At 55.0% G+C, this 17,706-nt stretch carries 17 protein-coding genes and 2 tRNA genes; 9 read left to right on the plus strand and 10 right to left on the minus strand.

From position 1 onward, the window contains the following. Positions 1–55 precede the first annotated feature (55 nt). From SIB88_RS14095 to SIB88_RS14105, 3 genes are read right to left on the minus strand one after another with little or no spacing between them, the layout of a single operon-like run. Positions 56–853, minus strand: a complete 798-nt coding sequence (locus SIB88_RS14095; RefSeq protein WP_288349782.1) for a metal ABC transporter permease — start codon at positions 851–853, stop codon at positions 56–58. After that, the gene (znuC, locus tag SIB88_RS14100; RefSeq protein WP_412558318.1) at positions 850–1,704 is read right to left on the minus strand and encodes a zinc ABC transporter ATP-binding protein ZnuC; all 855 of its coding nucleotides are present in this window, start codon (positions 1,702–1,704) and stop codon (positions 850–852) included. Before znuC ends, SIB88_RS14095 begins: the two co-directional genes overlap by 4 nt. Further along, on the minus strand, positions 1,685–2,161 hold the full coding sequence (locus SIB88_RS14105; protein WP_068519296.1) for a Fur family transcriptional regulator: 477 nt from the start codon (positions 2,159–2,161) through the stop codon (positions 1,685–1,687). The genes znuC and SIB88_RS14105 overlap by 20 nt, the downstream gene beginning before the upstream one ends. Positions 2,162–2,314: 153 nt before the next feature. On the opposite strand from SIB88_RS14105, the gene hisI reads away from it, so the two are divergent. The 4 genes from hisI (at position 2,315) to SIB88_RS14125 (ending at position 5,919) form a co-directional block, all read left to right on the plus strand. After that, positions 2,315–2,713 (plus strand): phosphoribosyl-AMP cyclohydrolase, encoded by a 399-nt coding sequence (gene hisI / locus SIB88_RS14110; RefSeq protein WP_068519295.1) that lies wholly within the window; start codon positions 2,315–2,317, stop codon positions 2,711–2,713. 24 nt (positions 2,714–2,737) lie between these two features. Then, complete coding sequence (locus SIB88_RS14115; RefSeq protein WP_412558319.1) at positions 2,738–3,877, plus strand: CobW family GTP-binding protein; 1,140 nt, start codon at positions 2,738–2,740, stop codon at positions 3,875–3,877. Between the two features lie 337 nt (positions 3,878–4,214). After that, positions 4,215–5,045 carry an aldo/keto reductase gene (locus SIB88_RS14120; RefSeq protein WP_228195305.1) on the plus strand — a complete coding sequence of 277 codons (831 nt, stop codon included), beginning with the start codon at positions 4,215–4,217 and terminating at the stop codon, positions 5,043–5,045. Positions 5,046–5,250: 205 nt separating this feature from the next. Next, complete coding sequence (locus SIB88_RS14125) at positions 5,251–5,919, plus strand: YitT family protein (RefSeq protein ID WP_412558320.1); 669 nt, start codon at positions 5,251–5,253, stop codon at positions 5,917–5,919. Positions 5,920–5,984: 65 nt separating this feature from the next. Here SIB88_RS14125 and SIB88_RS14130 read toward each other — a convergent pair whose 3' ends face one another. Beyond that, a complete protein-coding gene (locus tag SIB88_RS14130; RefSeq protein ID WP_412558321.1) occupies positions 5,985–7,340 on the minus strand; it encodes a hypothetical protein in 1,356 nt (451 codons plus the stop codon). A 185-nt stretch (positions 7,341–7,525) separates the two neighbouring features. Then, positions 7,526–9,751 (minus strand): TonB-dependent siderophore receptor, encoded by a 2,226-nt coding sequence (locus SIB88_RS14135; protein WP_412558322.1) that lies wholly within the window; start codon positions 9,749–9,751, stop codon positions 7,526–7,528. 279 nt (positions 9,752–10,030) lie between these two features. Here SIB88_RS14135 and SIB88_RS14140 point away from each other — a divergent pair, with 279 nt between their 5' ends. The 5 genes from SIB88_RS14140 to SIB88_RS14160 all read left to right on the plus strand — a co-directional run bounded on the left by SIB88_RS14140 (position 10,031) and on the right by SIB88_RS14160 (position 15,006). Further along, the gene (locus tag SIB88_RS14140; RefSeq protein ID WP_412558323.1) at positions 10,031–10,900 is read left to right on the plus strand and encodes an ABC transporter ATP-binding protein; all 870 of its coding nucleotides are present in this window, start codon (positions 10,031–10,033) and stop codon (positions 10,898–10,900) included. Beyond that, complete coding sequence (locus SIB88_RS14145) at positions 10,897–11,910, plus strand: FecCD family ABC transporter permease (protein ID WP_412558324.1); 1,014 nt, start codon at positions 10,897–10,899, stop codon at positions 11,908–11,910. The genes SIB88_RS14140 and SIB88_RS14145 overlap by 4 nt, the downstream gene beginning before the upstream one ends. Beyond that, positions 11,907–12,971, plus strand: coding sequence for a FecCD family ABC transporter permease (locus SIB88_RS14150; protein WP_412558325.1), 1,065 nt, complete (start codon positions 11,907–11,909; stop codon positions 12,969–12,971). Before SIB88_RS14145 ends, SIB88_RS14150 begins: the two co-directional genes overlap by 4 nt. 10 nt (positions 12,972–12,981) lie before the next feature. After that, positions 12,982–14,061 carry an ABC transporter substrate-binding protein gene (locus tag SIB88_RS14155; RefSeq protein WP_412558326.1) on the plus strand — a complete coding sequence of 360 codons (1,080 nt, stop codon included), beginning with the start codon at positions 12,982–12,984 and terminating at the stop codon, positions 14,059–14,061. 66 nt (positions 14,062–14,127) lie between these two features. Further along, positions 14,128–15,006, plus strand: a complete 879-nt coding sequence (locus tag SIB88_RS14160) for a MurR/RpiR family transcriptional regulator (protein WP_250283240.1) — start codon at positions 14,128–14,130, stop codon at positions 15,004–15,006. A gap of 88 nt (positions 15,007–15,094) precedes the next feature. On the opposite strand, the gene SIB88_RS14165 is transcribed toward SIB88_RS14160, so the two are convergent. From SIB88_RS14165 to SIB88_RS14185, 5 genes are all read right to left on the minus strand, one after another. Next, positions 15,095–15,171: transfer RNA gene (locus tag SIB88_RS14165), tRNA-Arg, on the minus strand. 147 nt (positions 15,172–15,318) lie between these two features. Further along, the gene (locus SIB88_RS14170) at positions 15,319–15,612 is read right to left on the minus strand and encodes an ETC complex I subunit (RefSeq protein WP_068519286.1); all 294 of its coding nucleotides are present in this window, start codon (positions 15,610–15,612) and stop codon (positions 15,319–15,321) included. A 144-nt stretch (positions 15,613–15,756) separates the two neighbouring features. Next, positions 15,757–15,833 (minus strand) — tRNA-Pro (locus SIB88_RS14175). Positions 15,834–15,991: 158 nt separating this feature from the next. After that, positions 15,992–16,438, minus strand: a complete 447-nt coding sequence (locus SIB88_RS14180) for a DUF192 domain-containing protein (protein ID WP_068519285.1) — start codon at positions 16,436–16,438, stop codon at positions 15,992–15,994. Then, entirely contained in the window at positions 16,435–17,586 is a 1,152-nt protein-coding gene (locus SIB88_RS14185; protein ID WP_258548140.1) for an acetoin utilization protein AcuC, read from the minus strand. Before SIB88_RS14185 ends, SIB88_RS14180 begins: the two co-directional genes overlap by 4 nt. Positions 17,587–17,706 lie beyond the last annotated feature (120 nt).

Consider the following 17,706-nt stretch of genomic DNA (forward strand, 5'->3'; position numbering starts at 1 on the left):
GCGCGGTAACTTCCGCGCCGTTTTCTTTAAAACCAATTCTGTCGGGTATGGCATTTCAGGAACGCCGCAACCCCATCATCACGATTGAACTGATCACAAACAAACCTGCCGCTGAAATAACGATGCTGGGTCCCGCAGGCGTGTCCACATGCCATGACATGGCAATCCCCGTCAGAACCGCACCCGTACCAAACAATGCCGCTCCAATCGCCATCTGTTCCGGTGTTCTGGCAAAGAACCGCGCACTGGCGGCCGGCACAATCAGAAGGGCCGTGATCAGCAACACCCCGACAATCTTGATCGCCAAGCCAATGACAAGCGCCATCAGCAACATGAAAATCAGGCGCAGCCGTTCGACCGGGATGCTTTCGGCCGCGGCAATTTCGGGACTGACTGTCAATGCCAGCAACGGCCGCCACATCCAGATCAGACCGGCAATGGCAAATGCCCCGCCACCGGCCATAAGCCAGATATCGCCCATGGTAATGGCAAGGATATCGCCAAACAGATAGGCCATGATATCGACGGCAACACCCTGGACAAAGGCCAGCGCCACCATGCCCAGCGCCAATGTCGAATGGGCCAGCATCCCCAGAACCGTGTCACTGCCGATCTTTGATTGCCGCTGTCCATAGGCCAGAAGCAGTGCACTGGCAAGACAGGTAGCAATCATGCCAAGCCGCACATCCACCCCGATCAGAAGGCCAAGCGCAACCCCGAGCAACGCCGAATGGGCCAGCATATCGCCAAAGAACGCCATGCGCCGCCAGACGATAAACGCCCCGAACGGACCGCAAACACAAGCCAGAAGAACCCCGCCAACAATGGCCCGCAAAAGGAAATCATCGATCATTTTGCTGTGTCTTCCTCTTTGTGCGCATGTGCATCGCCATGATGGTGATGATGGGCGTGATGATGATCATTGTGATGGTGGTGCCCCTGATCATGCGAATGGTCATGCCCGCATCCCCCAACAACATGCCCGGAAAGGTCATGTTCATGGTCATGTTCGTGGGTATAGATACCGATTGCATCGGCTTCACGCACACCAAACAGCGACCGGTATTCCGGATGCTGGCGCACGGTTTCGGGCTGCCCCGAACAACAGACATGACGGTTAAAGCACACCACCTGATCGGTCTTGGCCATCACCAGATGCAAGTCATGCGAAATCATCAAGACCGCACAATCAAGTTCGCGGCGGATTTCATCAATCAGACGATACAAATCGGCCTGCCCGCTGACATCGACACCCTGCGTCGGTTCATCAAGTACCAGCAATTCAGGACGCAGCAAAAGGGTCCGCGCCAGCATCACACGCTGGGCCTCGCCACCGGAAAGGCTGCTCATTTGCGCATCGATCACATGGCTGGCACCAACCTGTGCCAGGACCTGTTCACAATCTGAACGGCTTGCCGACCGGGTCAGGGTCAGGAAACGCTTCACTGTCAGCGGCAAAACCTTATCAATTGCAAGCTTCTGGGGAACATAGCCCACCCGAAGGCCCGGTTTGCGGATGACATCACCGCGATCGGGCTTTTGCAAGCCCAGCAATGTTTTGACCAATGTCGATTTGCCCGCACCATTTGGCCCGATCAGGGTAATGATTTCGCCTGCACGGATGGAGATTGATACCTGATCGAGAACCCGCTCGCCCCCGAATGACAGGGTAAGCCCCCGCCCCTCAATGAGTGGCGCAGTCATGGCACAGCCCCTTGATCTCGACCGTGGTTGCTTCGATGGTGAACCCTACACCACGTGCGGCCTTGCGCACGGCATTGCTCATGTCTTCATTCACGGCCTCGGCCACACGGCCACAATCGGTACAGATGAAATACTGCCCCAGATGTTCACAGTCGGGCCGGTCACAGCCGAAATAGGCATTAAGCGATTCAATCCGATGCACCAGACCAAGTTCGGTCAGGAATTCCAGCGCCCGATAGACCGTTGGCGGCTGCACGCGCTGCCCTTCGGCAGTCAGCGCATCAAGCAGTTCATAAGCCGTCACTGCCTTGTGCGATTGCCAGATCAGGGTAAAGACCTTGCGGCGCATATCGGTAAAGCGTGCATTTTCCGCATCACAGACTTTTTCAGCCTGCGCAAGTGCGCTATGCACACATCTGTCGTGATCGTGGCCCTTTTTCGGGAAAAGATCGCTCATATCTGGATATCTCGTCTCGCTGGCTGAACGCTTTTGATCCAATTGAATTCCCAAAAGCGCCAAAAAGCCATGGCATCTGATGAAATGTTATAATATATCATTTTCTGACGTGCCGAACATAAAAAGTCAACCTTCATCGACCGGAGCATCCCCATGACGGCTGCCAACCCGCAAATTGCCGATAAACTCAAATTCAACGAAAACGGCCTGATCCCGGCAATCGCCCAGCAGCATGACACGGGTGAAGTCCTTATGATGGCGTGGATGAACCGTGATGCGGTGCTTGAAACCCTTGAAACCGGTCGGGTGTGCTATTTCTCGCGGTCGCGCGGCAAGCTATGGCGCAAGGGTGAAAGCTCCGGCCAGGTGCAGAAACTTGTCGATTTCCGCTATGACTGCGATCAGGACACCGTCTTGGTACAGGTCGACCAGCTTGGCGTTGCCTGCCACACAGGGCGTCGCAACTGTTTTTATTTCGCCGCCCGCGATGGACAGGAAGTCGTGATTTCCGAGCCGGAAGTCTCGGTCGATGAATTGTACGGCAAGAAATAAGACAGAAAACAAGACATATACGACATGGCCATTTCCGACGAACAGTTTGAACGCATTGCCACCACCGTCATTACCGGCTTTCTGGGCAGCGGCAAGACCACCCTTCTGAATGCCCTTCTGACCCAGGACGGCATGGACAATACAGCCGTCCTGATCAATGAATTTGGCGAAATCGGGCTTGATCACCTTTTGGTGCGCGAAGTCTCCGAAGATGTGGTGTTGCTGAATTCCGGCTGCATTTGCTGTTCGGTGCGCGGCGATCTGATTTCGGGTCTGCGCGATCTGTTTGTCAAACGCACGCGTGGCGAAATCCCGGCCTTTGATCGGGTGATCATTGAAACCACGGGGCTTGCCGACCCGGCACCGATCCTTCATACGCTGATGACCGATCCGCTTCTGACCACCAAGTTCCGTCTTGATAGCGTTGTGACCACGGTGGATGCCATCCATGGGTCCGGGCAGCTTGACCAGCACCCCGAAAGCGTCAAACAGACCGCGGTCGCCGACCGTATCCTGATGACCAAATCCGATCTGGCCGATGATGCGACGCGCACCGCCCTTGAAGCCCGCCTGCGTGCCCTGAACCCCGCCGCCCCGATCTATCAGGTGATCAATGGCGATATCACGGTATCCAAGCTGTTCAATGCCGGCCTTTATGACCCCGAAACCAAAAGCATGGATGTGCAAAAATGGCTGCGTGACGAGGCCTATGACCATCACGGTGATGAGCCCCATGAACATGAACACAGCCACGATCACAGCCATTCCCGCGATGATGCACATGACCACGGTCATGATCATAGTCACGACCACGATGTGAACCGCCATGACGACCACATTCAGTCATTCTGCATCACCTTTGACGAACCGCTGCATTGGGATGCCTTTGTCACCTGGGCCGAGATTTTTACCCAGATGCGCGGCGAAAGCCTTTTGCGCGTCAAGGGCATCCTGAACCTTGTCGGTGAAGACGCCCCGGTCGCCATTCACGCCGTCCAGCATGTTTTCCATCCACCGGCATCGCTTCCGGCCTGGCCAAGTGACGACCATCGATCAAAGATCGTTTTCATCACCAAGGATCTCGGTCCCCAGGTCATTCGGGAGTCCCTTTATCACCTCAATGCGGCGGTCAGTGAAACCGGGAACACAGCACCAACATCATAAGTTGATCCGGTTTGAGCCATATCAAGGATATCGAACCGTTTCCGGTGCAGATTGGATCTTGGCTTGATACAGCCTCACTCTAAGTCCTGAACTTCGGGCGACCCGACATACCCGGTCGCCCTTTTTCTTTTCAAAAATGTCTTTTGACACAAAGACATCTGTGGCACGTCCTTCCCCATTGAACAGCGCACTTCATCCAACCGTACAGGTTGCGGTTTGGTTGCATTGCACTAAATCTGGCGCATGTTAGCGCATAATTGACACCTGATCGTCATTTGAACAGGACGATGACAGCAGCCACAATTACAACAATCAAACACAGAGGGGGTAACACATCATGATTTACCGGAACTGGCAGGGTATCGAAATTCCGGCCCTCGGATTTGGGACATACGAACTCAATAATGATGACGCGGCCACAATGGTCGCAGAGGCCGCCAAAATCGGCTATCGCCATTTTGATACCGCCCAGATGTATCACAATGAAGAAGGCGTTGGTCGCGGTCTTAAGGCATCGGGTCTTGCGCGCGATGACTATTTCCTGACCACCAAGGTCTGGTACGACAAGTTCCAAAGCGGCGATTTGCAAACGTCGGTCGTTGAAAGCCTGCGCAAGCTTGATCTTGACCATGTCGATCTTCTGCTTTTGCACTGGCCGACCGACGAAGTCCCGCTTTCCGAAACGCTGGCCGCCCTTAACGAAGTCAAAAACCTTGGCATGACGCGCATGATCGGGATTTCAAACTTCCCGACGGCTCTGATCGACAAGGCCGTGTCGCTCAGCAACATTCCCCTGACGGTCAACCAGGTCGAATATCACCCCTATCTTGATCAGTCCCGGGTGCTTGAAAACCTGCGTTCGCATGACATGCTGCTGACCGCCTATTGCCCGATTGCACGCGGGACGGTTTTGCATGACCCGGTGCTTAAGGATATCGGTGCGAAATACGGAAAATCCGGCATTCAGGTCACCTTGCGCTGGTTGATGCAGCAAGACAGCGTCATGGCGATCCCGAAATCGGGGTCTCCGAAAAATGCCGCCGCCAATTTCAACATCTTTGATTTTGAATTGTCCGATGAAGACATGGCGGCAATCAACAATCTGTCAAAACCCGACGGCCGCATGATTGACCCGTCCTTTGCCCCGAAATGGGACGAAGCCGCCTGATCGGGACGCTGTTGCGCGGACCAGTCCGCACAATGAAGCGCATGATTTTGCCAAGACCGGCTCCTTTCGGGCCGGTCTTTTGCGTTGGCCTGCACGGCAATATCAAAAACGGGCGAATTGACATTGCATTGCAACGCCAGCTTGTTTCGCACATGCGAAAAGCGTAAATTGATCCTATTCATCAGACAAAAGACTGTTGTCCGACATGGCCCAAACCAACGCATCCATGACCGATACCAACGTATCCACCGCCACACAGGCGCCGTCGAAGAAGGACGATATTTCCCATCGTCTTTACGAAGATGTGCTGGCTTTGCTGCTTGGCACAATGGTGGTATCGCTTGGCGTGACGCTTTATAGCGAAAGCGTTCTGGTTACCGGCAGTACCGCCGGGGCGGCGCTTTTGATCGAACATGCGACGGGGCTGTCCTTTGGCCTGATTTTCTTTGTGATCAACCTGCCCTTCTATTGGCTGGCGTTCAAGCGCATGGGCATTGCCTTTACGCTCAAAACCTTTATCGCGGTCGGCCTTGTATCGGGTTTTTCAAAACTGACCCCGATGCTGGTTGATTTTCAGATGCTCAACCCGGTCTATGCGGCAATCTCTGGCGGTGCGCTGATGGGGATTGGCCTGCTCATGCTGTTTCGCCACCGTGCGGGGCTTGGCGGGATCAATATCCTTGCCCTGTACCTGCAGGAACATTTCGGCATCCGTGCTGGTTACTTCCAGCTTGCCATCGATATGGTGATCCTGATTATCGCCTTTCTGACCCTGCCCTTTGACAAGGTCCTGCTTTCGATCCTGGGCGCGGTCGTCCTTAACCTGATTATCGCGCTCAACCATCGCCCGGGGCGGTATTTGGCAGCACGGTAATCGGCCGTCTCCAAGCGTCTCCATGCCCTTCCACGACCGGCTTACTGTTGGGTTGACCGTTGGGCTTAAGACGACGGCGTGATCAATTCACGAATTGTTTGACGACTGTCGGCACAGGCTGTTTGAACGTCTGTTGCCTTGGACGCAATCGGCAACCGTTGGGCAACAGCCCAAAGCAAAAGATTGCTGTCGATCCGCGTCAGTCCAAGCGCCTCTCCGGCGTCGAGAACCACCGAGCACAACTTTTTCGCCTGGGTCGGAAGTTCTGTCCCACTGGCGGCGGCAACATCCTGCAATCTTGTGCTGAACTCTGTTGACGCCAGCAAATAGCTGTAAATCGTGCTGTTTTCAGATAACGGATAATTCAAAACTCGCTCCGGCGCCAATTTGAAATCCGTCGGCAGGCTTTCGACCTGATCCTGACAGGAAACCTTGTTATTGCCCGTGGTCACTCTTTTTGCGGCAATGAAAAGCGAACGGGTCGGACAATCAAGCGACACATGCCATTCCCCGACATCCAGTGCGTCTCTGAGGCCATTGCTATCAAGGTCTTTGGGCAACCTCAACTTGACCGAGACAATCGGCATGTCTGGCGAGAACTCCTGAAGCAAACTGTCAGACAGGACTTTTTCACTCAGACTAAGCGAAAACAGTTTTCCAAGGGCGCTGTCCCAAATCTGCGCTTCCTTGTCGACCGAATTCTTGGTGAAGGTGGTCAAAAGATCGGATTCAGGTGAAATGACCTTTGTTGCCTCGCGCGCAACATTCAAAGCACTTTGCACGATCTGGCTGTCGGCACTTCTGGATCGTGCCAGTTCGACCGCAATGCTGACGCGTGACCCGGCCCGGATACGCACAAGCTTATTGACCGACTGGCCATAAATATCGGTTGACCATGCCTCGCCAACTTCAATGTTGCTGGTATGTGACATTGCGACCACCGGAATAACCGCCGAATAGGCTGGTCGTTCTCCGGCAATATCAACGCGGAAGGTCAGATTTGCCGACAGGGTCTTACCGACAAAGAAACGCGCAATCGCATTTCGACGCTCCTCGTCATAGTCGCGATTCACAACCGACGCCGCGGAACCGGTTCCACCACCGCTTCCCAATGCAACGGCTGTTACTCGCACCCGGGTATAAGTATCGTCCCAAAAACCGATCGTCGCACCGGAACTCTGACGTTCGACAAGAATGTGGGGTGTTACGTTCAAAACGTTACTGGTCGCGGCACGCGAACCGCCATCCCCGTTCCCGCCTGCTGCCGGTTGCTGTTGCCCTCCGTTACCTTGGCCACCACCTGCAACCTGTTGCGTCTCAGTACCTGGCGCGCCTGCGCCCTGCACCGGGGACTGGTTGCCAGCCGGTAAGCCCTCACATCCTGCAAGCAGCAGTAAAGTCAGTAATCCAACCCCGCGCATTTCAAGTCCCCCCGGATGCATTATCGCCGCAAAAAATAATGAATATAACAACCACATAAATCAACCCATGATTGTTTACGCTTTTGCAACGTCAAGCTGCCCCGGGGATAAGGCTTAACCAATGCCCAACGAAAAAACGGGGCGCGAACGCCCCGTTTTGGAAATCTGATTTTTGCGTGCAAATGTCAGAATTCGACTTTGGCACTTAGGATTGCCTGGAACGGCTCCCCGATCTGGTTGCCCAGATTGTTGGTGCCGATCGAGGAGGTGTAATACACCTCGTCAAAGATGTTTTTCAGATTGAGCTGGAAGGTGATCGGGTTGCTGGCATCAATCGTGTAGGACGCAAACATGTCCGCAACCGCATAAGCCGGAAGATCATAGGTATTGGTGTTGGTCCCTGGGCGATCACCGACCGCACGGACACCACCGCCTGCCCGGAAGTTGCTGGCACCGGGCACCGCAGTCCCGAAATCATAGGCCAGGAAAAGCGACCCGGTATGGCGGGCCACATTGGCAAGACGCTTGCCCTTGAGTTCGGGATCCTTTGTCACCCGTGCATCGGTAAAGCCATAGCTTGCGATAATGTCGAGATTTTCGGTAAGCGCCCCGGCCACGTCAATTTCAAGCCCGCGCGAACGCACGGTTCCCGCCGCCTTGACCACGGTTTCGCCACCGACATCTTCGGAATAGGCGACGTTGTTTTTCTCGCTGGTATAAAGGGCGATGTTGGTCGTCAGACCATTGGCGACCTGGTATTTCGTGCCGACTTCATAGGAAATACCTTCTTCCGGGGCAATATTGCCGACATAGCTGCCGATCGAGGATTGCGGACGGAAGGTCTTGGCAACATTGGTATAAAGCGACAGTTGCGGCGTCGCCTTATATACCAGACCGCCATTGGGGATCAGTTCCTGACCATAACGTTCGGTGTTGGTCACAAACGGCCGTCCCTTGCCCGCCAGAATGTCGTAATATTGCACACGCAACCCACCAACCAGGATCCACTGGTCATTCAGATGCAGGGCATCGCGCGCATAGGCCGAAACGGTCGACAATGTTTCGGTCTGGTCACTGTCGCTGGCCGAAACGTTCGTACATTCATCCAGATTGCCATAGACCGGATTATAGATATTGAAATTGGTGACGTTGCTACACCGGATCATATCCGTACGCAGCGTATCACTGTAATCATAGGACGTGCCAAACAGCAGCTCGTTCTTAAGCCCGGCCAGTTCGACCTCGCCGGTCAGATCGGCACGCACGGAATGCTTGATCAGGGTTGAATCCTGTGTCGCATCGGCGCGCCGGGTTACATCGCCGGTGCTGGCATTATAGGACCGCACACGTGCCTGGTTGTCGGCATATTTGTTACGGCTGAAGCTGTAATCAAAGCCAAGTTCCCACGCATCGCCAAGATCCTGATTGACTTCGAACTGGACCATATCGGTCTTGCCCTTGGTCACGTTATAGGGCTCGTCGAAGCGGATTTCCGGATCAACATTGACCGCCTTGCCGGTATTGAGATCAAAGATGGTCCCGCGGTCGAACGGCACACTGTATTTTTCGTGGAAGTAACTTAGCGTAATGTCGGTTTCATCGCCTTCCCAACGAAGGGACGGTGCGATTTGCTGGCGTTCGGTTTCCCCGAAATTACGCCAGTAATCGGTTTTCTCGTAATCGCCAAGCAACCGGAATGACAGGGATCCGTCTTCCACCAGCGGTCCGGTCACATCAAACCCGGCATTGCCGCCGCCAAAACTGGTCAGGCTTGTATTCACCTCGCCACCGAATTCGGATTGCGGTTTCTTGGTGACGATATTGATCATCCCGCCCGGATCAAGAATGCCATACAATGTCGATGCCGGCCCCTTGACCACTTCGACATGATCGGCCGTGATGTTGAAGCTGCGCGGTGTGGCAACCTTAAGACCGTTCACCAGAATGGAATCATCACGGTTCGATCCAAATCCGCGGCGAATGATCGCATCCTGCGTCGCGCCAAGCGTATTGGTCTGCGTCACCCCGCTGACATTGGCCAGAACATCATCAAGGCTGCGCGCATCCTGATCTTCGATAACCCGCGATCCGACGACATTGACCACCCGCGGCACATCAATCAACGGGGTTTTGGTCCGGGTCGCCACCGATGTGCTGACCGGCTGATAACCGTCAACCGCATCATCGCCATCCCCGCTTCGCTGGCTTGCTGTCACGGTGACCGGCTGGGTCGTTACCGATGTTGCAGTCTCGTCGGTTGACTGCTTTTGGGTTGGTTGCGCTTGCGCGACCTGCTGGATCTGGCTGCCGGCTTCTTGTTCGCCCGCGGCACGGGCATGGTTGACCATAACCCCGCTTATCGATACCGACGCCAGCAACAAGGCCCCGAATTTACAATGTTGCACCTTCATTCTAACCACACTCACAATTCCAGTTAATAATTATTCTTAATTACTTTGAGAGTGGTTATCATTGTCATTTATGTAGTAGTCAAACCCTAGTTTCACCGATTGCCACAAAACCGGCCTGTTTTCGACCTTTTTATGCCATCAAACACCGGTCGAAAACCGCTAAATCACCCCTGTTTTCGATAAAAAGTGAAAAAATATAACCGTTGGTTTCTTGACTACTACAGTCGCAAATGTTTCTCATTTGCTTTTGGAATCTGCGGAATCGCAAAGACTCACCCGATGATCAAAGACGCTCCATCACGCGACATTGCCCCATTGGCAGCAGAAAAACTGCATGCTGCATTCCGCGAAACACCGGTTTTGCACGATATATCATTGTCCATTCCGCAAAACCGGCTCACGGTTCTGGTCGGGCCGAACGGTTCTGGCAAGTCGACATTGCTTTCGACTTTGTCGCGTCTGATGTCCCCGGCAAAGGGCACGGTTTACCTTGCCGGCAAGGATATCCATACCCTGCCTACGCGTGACGTCGCCCGCAAACTGGGCATTCTGCCGCAAAGCCCGGTCCTGCCCGAAAGCCTTAATGTCTATGATCTGGTGTCGCGCGGTCGTTACCCCCATCAGGGACTTTTCCGGCAATGGAGCAATGCCGACGAAAAGGCCGTCCATCACGCGATGGAAATCACCGACACCGCAAGCTTTGCCCAAACACCGGTCAATGCCTTGTCCGGTGGTCAGCGCCAGCGATGCTTTATCGCCATGGCATTGGCACAGGAAACCGACATCATCCTGCTTGATGAACCGACAACCTATCTTGATCTGCGGTATCAGGTCGATGTCATGAAACTGATCGCCGAATTGTGTCGCAGCCACGGCCGGACAATCGTCACCGTTCTGCATGACCTGAACTTTGCCATGCAATATGCAGATCACCTGATTTTCCTTAAAGACGGTAAAATACATTGCACAATCGATGATCCGAAATCCTGTTCAGCCAACCTGATTTCAGATGTTTTTTCCACCGACGTCATCCGGTTGGTGGATCCGGATTCCGGCATTCCGGTTTTCATTCCGTGCCATAACACTGGCAAGTCTCCTTTGCCATCCGCATCACCATCAAATGCCGCCCCGGCCGGATGTGCACCGTGAGAACGGAACGGTTGTCAGGTGCCCATATGGTATCGCGTCCGATCCTTGGCCTTGCCGCCCTTCTGGTCCTGATTTCAACGCTTTATCTTATGGTCGGGCCGCGTCTGATCGGGTTTGACAGCCTGCTTGGCCTTGCAAATGGTTTTGATGCCGGCAGTTTTGATCACCGCGTTCTTCAAACCATTCGCATGCCACGGCTTGTCGCGGCCCTGACCACCGGTGCGTGTCTTGGCCTGTCGGGTCTGTTGTTACAGGGGCTTTTGCGCAACCCGCTGGGTGAACCCCATATTCTGGGGCTGAATGCCGGGGCGACACTTGCGGTTGTTGTTGCAACAGCGGCCCCAATGGGCCTTGGCACCGACGGCATTGCCCGCCCGCTGATGGCCGCGACCGGTGGCGGATTGCTGTTTCTGGCGACGATTGTTTTTGCCTCGGCCGGGAAATCGGGCATGACGTTGCTTAAGGTCACCTTTTGCGGGATTGCCTTTTCCGCGCTGGCGTCTGCTGTGACATCGGCCATTCTTATTCTTGACGATGACACCCTTGATCAGGTGCGTCTTTGGATGGTCGGGGATCTGGCCGGGGCCCGGATGGATACCCTTTGGGCGTCTTCCTGGTTGCTGGTGCCAGCCGTGATCGCCGTGCTTTATGTTTCAAGTTGCCTGAATGCGCTGGCACTTGGCGATGATGTGGCAACCGGACTTGGTATTTCCGTTCGTCGGGTACGCCTGATCGGTATCATTGCCGCCGCCCTGTTTTGCGGGATCGCGGTCGCAATCGCAGGTCCGATCGGCTTTGTCGGGTTGATTGTGCCCAATCTGGTGCGCCGCTTTGTCAGCGATTACCGATTGTCGGTACCGCTTGTCGCATTGGGTGGTGCGGGTTTGCTGGTCCTTGCCGATCTGGCAGCCCGACTTGTGATGCTGCCCCACGAAATTCCCACCGGACTTGCCACTGCCTTTGTTGGCGCACCGGTCTTTATCATTCTGGTGGCAAGGGCCCTGCGATGACCAAGCCATTCAAACAGCCCCGTGCCACCGGCTATCACCAGATCAGGATCGGCCGCCTTGAAATGCGCCTGCATATTGTGCGCACCATCATCCTTGTCCTTGCGACATCAGGGCTGATTGCCGGTGTATTCTGGGCGATCACACTGGGCAGTCAGGATATCCTGCCGGCTGGTCTGATCGCCGTCATGTCGGGTAATATGACATTATCACCCACGGCACAGGCGATCTTGACAGAACTGCGCCTGCCACGGGTTGTTCTTGCCGTTTTGTGCGGGGCGATGCTGGGGCTTTCGGGTGCATCGATGCAGTCACTGACTCGTAATGGTCTTGCGGATCCGGGGCTTCTTGGCGTGCGCGAAGGCTCCATTCTGGTCATTTTGTGCCTGACCCTGTTTGGCCCATCCCTGCCCGCCATTTCATATCCGCTACTGGGCACGATTGGCGGTCTGCTGGTGGCCGCAATGACGGCTGCCATCGCGCGATCGACCTCCAACCTGCGCTTTGTGCTGATTGGTATCGGGCTGTCGTGGTTTTTATCAGCACTGGTTGCCATGATCCTTGTGTCGCTTGACGCCAGCGACGCCCAGCCATTGCTTCTTTGGGTTACCGGCAGTCTGGCATCTGCCACCTGGGATATCGTCCCGGTCGCAGCGGGACTTCTGCTTGTCAATTTTGTGCTGCTTCTGGGCTGCGCACGGGCATCTGATGTGATGTCCCTTGGCGCACAGACCGCCACCGGACTTGGTGTGCGGCTTGGCCGGACGTCGGCGATCCAGCTTCTGGCGGCAACCATGCTTTCGGCAACATGTGTCTCGACCATTGGCGGGATCGGCTTTATCGGCCTGATTGCCCCGCACCTGACCAAACTTGTCATTGGCAACCACAGCCAGGCATCGGTTCTTGCGGCCAGCGCCCTGGTCGGCGGGCTGTTGTTGCTGGCATCCGATACCATTGGCCGGGTTGCGTTTTTACCCCTGCAACTGCCAGCCGGCATTGTTCTTGCCATGATTGGTGTGCCGGTTCTTCTGATCCTGCTTTGGAAACGCCGCGATGAACTTTAGGACGATCTTGATGGCAATACCCGTTGTGTTTTCATGCAATCAACCCCCGGTTGCGCGCGATCGCATTTCCCCGAACCCTCAATCCCCTCAGCCCAAATCCCGACGGGTCAAAGCCGCTATTGCCGCCTTCGTCGCAGTCCTTCTGTGGGGCATGACCGTGCAGGCAAAAACATTCACCGATGACCTTGGCCGGGATGTCGAGGTGCCGGACCATCCGACGCGGATCATTTCGCTATATGATGTGGATGTCACCATTCCGCTGATTGAACTTGGCGTTTTTCCAATCGCCAGTCACGGACGTATCGGCCTTGACGGGACGCCGTATTTGCGGTCTTCCCGGCTTTTGACCGGGGTGGATTTTGACAATTCCGACATCCGCTATATCGGATCGACCGAGATTGATCTTGAAACCATCACTGCCCTGGCGCCCGATCTGATCATTACCGCCCCGGGCCGGGCCAGTGCAATCGAACCGCTTCAGGCGATTGCACCGACGGTTTCACTTGATGCCGCGCGGCTGGGTGGCCCCCATGTTTATCAAAAGCTCGCCGAACTGACCGGACGGCAAGATGCCCTGAAATATCTAGAAGCCCGCTATCAGGCCAATATCGCCGCCCTGAAACGCAATCTGAACCCATCTGACATCACCGTCAGTGTGCTTCAGCCCCTTAATGGCAAGATCAATATCTATCATACCTATCGATCACTGGGGCGGGTGCTGCGCGATGCCGGGTTCAAATTCCCCGCACTGATTGACAATATCGCCCCTTCCGGGCGCCTTCAGGTCAGCCCGGAATATCTTCCCGATCTTGATGCCGATTACATATTCGATCCGTTCCGCGATGACCGTAACAATGGCGCCAAGGCCGAGATCAAGGCAATGAACGATATCTTTCCCGATTTCTGCCGTTTCCTGAAGGCCTGCCGCGACGGCCGCTATATCCTGGTGTCGCGTGAAATCGCGATTTCGAATTCCTATGGCGCGCTTTCGATGATGACCGCCCTGATCACGTCACACATTGTTGCCGACCGGTTCCGGCCGCCATCCGGCCCCGCGATCAAATCACCGGAAAACGCACCCAAACCCTGAATGCGGTGCGCCGCCTTACATCGGCAGCACCGCCTGTTGCATCCTTCATCAAACCGGGAGTAGCCCGTGTCCAAGAATTTCACCGAAAATCCCGTTGATCGTTTTGCCGAACGCATCAATGCCCGCGCAGACCGCCTGTCCCCCAGCATGCAACTGGTTGCCGAATATATCCGCGATAATCTGAGCGCGACCCTGTCACAATCGGCCCTTGAGATCGCCCACATTACCGATACATCCGATGCCACGGTGATCAGAACGGTTCAGGCTGTCGGCTTTACCGGCCTTCGCGATCTTAAGGAAACCATCGAAGGTTTCTTTATCGCCACCAATTCGCCAACTGCAAAAATGGCGTCGACAACATCGGATGTCGCCAATGATGCCGATACCGCCATCGATTTCATGGTCGAAGATCAGCTTAACGCCATGCGTGAACTGGGTCAGCCCCACAACCGTGCCGGAATGCGCAAAGCGGTCGAACTGCTGTCTGGTGCCAACCGGATCGGTGTATCGGGGATTGGGGCATCTGGCATCATCGCATCCTATGCCGCCCGTCTTTTTTCACGCAGCGGCTATCCCGCCTATGAATTGAACCGCACCGGCATATCATTGGCCGAACAATTGATCGAGGTCGGACCAGGTGACGTTATTGTAATGCTGGGTCATGGCCGCCTGCATCGCGAAGCCAGCGCCACCGTTGCCGAGGCCGAACGCCTGTCGGTTCCCCTGATCGGGATTGTCTCATCCGACAAAAGCCCGCTGATCAAAATCGCCGAGGCCGCAATCGTCCTGCCGCGTTCCAAAAGCGATCAGGTCGCCCTGCACGCCCCCATGATGTGCTGCCTGGAAACTATGATGATCGGCCTTGCTGCGGCCAATCCGGCCAAGCCGCTTGCCACACTTGAACGCATCGTTGAAATCCGCAACCGCATCCGCCCGAAAAAGTAAAACCGCCTCTGCTGTCACGACGCAGGATGCGCGCGGCTGGCACGGAAAGGTCGAAACATCCGGATAACAGATTGATAAATAAGAAAAATGGCGATCCCTGCAGGACTCGAACCTGCAACCTACAGATTAGAAGTCTGTTGCTCTATCCAGTTGAGCTAAGGGACCGCTGGGTGGGGGGTGGTTTGCTTATCCCCCGGGGCATGGCATTGGTCGCCTGCCCGGCATGTTTGCAGGGTTTAACGTCCCCTGTCAGACGAAACGGGGCGGATGCCCGCCCCGATGTATGGTCAGCCGGTAACAGCCAGTCCGCAATCAGACAACGCGTTTGAACGCGAAATTGTCGGCATAGGACTTGATCTGGACCTTGCGCGGCTTGGGCTGTTCGATATCGGCGATCAGCTTGTGCTTGGCGGCAAAGGCCTGGGCTTCTTCAAGGGTATCGAAATACATGCGGACCTGGCCACGGGTATCGGTTGATCCGATCCACCCCATCAGCTGATCGGCGACTTTTTTCGCACCCGGTTCAAATTCCATAACCCAGTGCTTGGTCGCAGCCTGACCGGACTGCATGGCGTTTTTGGCAGGTTTATAAACACGGACCTTCATCGGGACCCTCGTCTTGACCGTCGGGATAAGATGGTTATGGCAGTTTAACGGGCCTCTCTAACCCCTACCAATACTTCATCTTTTACACCTTTTGTCGCGAATTGGAAATCCTGTTGGATCACCGTCAGACAACAAAAAGGGAAATGGTCGGGAAGGCGAGATTCGAACTCGCGACCCCCTGCTCCCAAAGCAGGTACGCTACCAGACTGCGCTACTCCCCGACGCGGATGTGGATTTAGCACCATAATGCCGGGTGGGCAAGACCGCATTATGCGTTTTTTCCGAAAAACATGCACAAAAACCAAAGGCCGCAGATATGGTCTGCGGCCTTGCTATTGCTGATTGATCTTTTGACTGTGGGCGGGTTGGCCACAACGCCCTAGCGCGGCAGGCCTTCTACCTTTTCGCCAACCTCAAAGCCCATCTTGTCGGCCGAGCCACCATTCAGCTCAAGCACGAAACGCACCGGCTTTGGCGACGGGATGATGGTTTCCGATTGCGGTACCGTGCGCTTTTCAATGCCGACAATCGTACCACTGGCATCAATGAACAGCATATCAAGCGAAATGAAGGTGTTCTTCATCCACATTGAAATGTCACGTGCGCCGCCGAAATCAAACAGCATCCCGGCATCACTGGCCATTTCGGTGCGGAACATCAGGCCGCGCGATCGTTCTTCCGGGGTGACGGCCATTTCGACATTATAGACCTCACCATCGACGAGAATGCGCGATCGTTCAAATCCGGTTGCCTTTGCATTAAGCCCCGCAACCACTGCTGCGCTGATAAAGCACACCACCAAAGCCATCTGAATAAACGACTTCATACCCCATACCCTCTTAGTCTTCTGACGCGTTCCCGGACCTCGTCCCGGATTGCGCCGCCCCGCCATGGATCCGCCAAAGTTGTAAACAACTCGTTGGCCGGCTGTCTGCCACGACTATGCGACCATTTTATGACACGCAGGATATTTTCCGCTGTGATGGGTAACACAGGTGGTATTTCGATCCCGTTAATGGTCGCCCACACCCCGGACCAACAGCGCGCAACCCCATATGGACTATATCCTCCGCCGCCAAGAACAAGACTTCTTGGCGCCAATCTGGTCATCGCCCCCACGACTTCCCAGATCGATTGATTGCCCAAAAGCTGTTTTGAAAGCGGATCCTCGGCAAGAGTATCACATCCACATTGTAAAACAATAGCTTGTGGTGCAAAACTTAATGCAAGAGGAATCAAATATTCAAAAAGAACGAACCGCATCTCGTCGTCATTCATCCCGCCCGGCATGGGCAGGTTGCGGGCCATGCCCCCGGCCACGTCATCAATCGTACCGGTCTTGGGCCATAAATCTTCCTGATGCATGGAAACGGTCAGAACCCGGTCATCTTCGGCAAAGGCATATTGCACGCCATCCCCGTGATGGGCGTCAATATCAACATACAACACCCGATCCAGCCCCGAATCGAGAAGCGCATAAATTCCCAGAACCGGGTCGTTGAAGTAACAAAACCCCGATGCCCGGTCGCGCAATCCGTGGTGCGTCCCCCCGGCCGGATGATGGATGATGCCGCCATCGGCAATCAATTGCGCTGCCAGGATCGATGATCCGGCCGCAGTCGCCGGACGCCGGAAAATTTCCGGATAGATCGGATTGCCATTTTTACCCAGACCAAACCGGACCATGACCTCCTCGGGAAGGGACTGGTCACGTTCGGCCTGCATGACGGCATCGACATATTCCGGGTCATGAAACCGTGCCAGTTGATCGGGTGTGGCCACCGGCCCCGTCAAATAGGTGCTTTCATCCACCCAGCCCAGCGCATGCACCATATCGACCACCAGCGACACCCGCGGGATCGCCAATGGATGTTTCGGCCCGTAACTGGACCCGCGGTAAATTTCGGCGGCAATCATGCGCGGGGTTATGTCACCCCGACGATAATCAGGAAGGGTTTCGGGCAAGATGGTCACAACAGATGTCAGTCAATTTCAACGGCAGGATGCCCACAGCATTGCGTGCATTCACGCCATTCTGCAAGGGCTGATTACAGCGATCTGACACACCGATCATCGTTCTTTATCGCGCGCAGC

Source organism: Thalassospira sp. MIT121401 (assembly GCF_047125595.1).
Taxonomy (GTDB): Bacteria; Pseudomonadota; Alphaproteobacteria; order Rhodospirillales; family Thalassospiraceae; genus Thalassospira; species Thalassospira povalilytica.

What these genes read in the sequence shown, in the direction of transcription:
- SIB88_RS14095 (WP_288349782.1), bottom strand. Translation starts at nt 853, where the DNA reads ATGATCGATGATTTCCTTTTGCGGGCCATTGTTGGCGGGGTTCTTCTG.
- znuC (WP_412558318.1), bottom strand. Translation starts at nt 1,704, where the DNA reads ATGACTGCGCCACTCATTGAGGGGCGGGGGCTTACCCTGTCATTCGGG.
- SIB88_RS14105 (WP_068519296.1), bottom strand. Translation starts at nt 2,161, where the DNA reads ATGAGCGATCTTTTCCCGAAAAAGGGCCACGATCACGACAGATGTGTG.
- hisI (WP_068519295.1), top strand. Translation starts at nt 2,315, where the DNA reads ATGACGGCTGCCAACCCGCAAATTGCCGATAAACTCAAATTCAACGAA.
- SIB88_RS14115 (WP_412558319.1), top strand. Translation starts at nt 2,738, where the DNA reads ATGGCCATTTCCGACGAACAGTTTGAACGCATTGCCACCACCGTCATT.
- SIB88_RS14120 (WP_228195305.1), top strand. Translation starts at nt 4,215, where the DNA reads ATGATTTACCGGAACTGGCAGGGTATCGAAATTCCGGCCCTCGGATTT.
- SIB88_RS14125 (WP_412558320.1), top strand. Translation starts at nt 5,251, where the DNA reads ATGGCCCAAACCAACGCATCCATGACCGATACCAACGTATCCACCGCC.
- SIB88_RS14130 (WP_412558321.1), bottom strand. Translation starts at nt 7,340, where the DNA reads ATGCGCGGGGTTGGATTACTGACTTTACTGCTGCTTGCAGGATGTGAG.
- SIB88_RS14135 (WP_412558322.1), bottom strand. Translation starts at nt 9,751, where the DNA reads ATGAAGGTGCAACATTGTAAATTCGGGGCCTTGTTGCTGGCGTCGGTA.
- SIB88_RS14140 (WP_412558323.1), top strand. Translation starts at nt 10,031, where the DNA reads ATGATCAAAGACGCTCCATCACGCGACATTGCCCCATTGGCAGCAGAA.
- SIB88_RS14150 (WP_412558325.1), top strand. Translation starts at nt 11,907, where the DNA reads ATGACCAAGCCATTCAAACAGCCCCGTGCCACCGGCTATCACCAGATC.
- SIB88_RS14155 (WP_412558326.1), top strand. Translation starts at nt 12,982, where the DNA reads ATGGCAATACCCGTTGTGTTTTCATGCAATCAACCCCCGGTTGCGCGC.
- SIB88_RS14170 (WP_068519286.1), bottom strand. Translation starts at nt 15,612, where the DNA reads ATGAAGGTCCGTGTTTATAAACCTGCCAAAAACGCCATGCAGTCCGGT.
- SIB88_RS14180 (WP_068519285.1), bottom strand. Translation starts at nt 16,438, where the DNA reads ATGAAGTCGTTTATTCAGATGGCTTTGGTGGTGTGCTTTATCAGCGCA.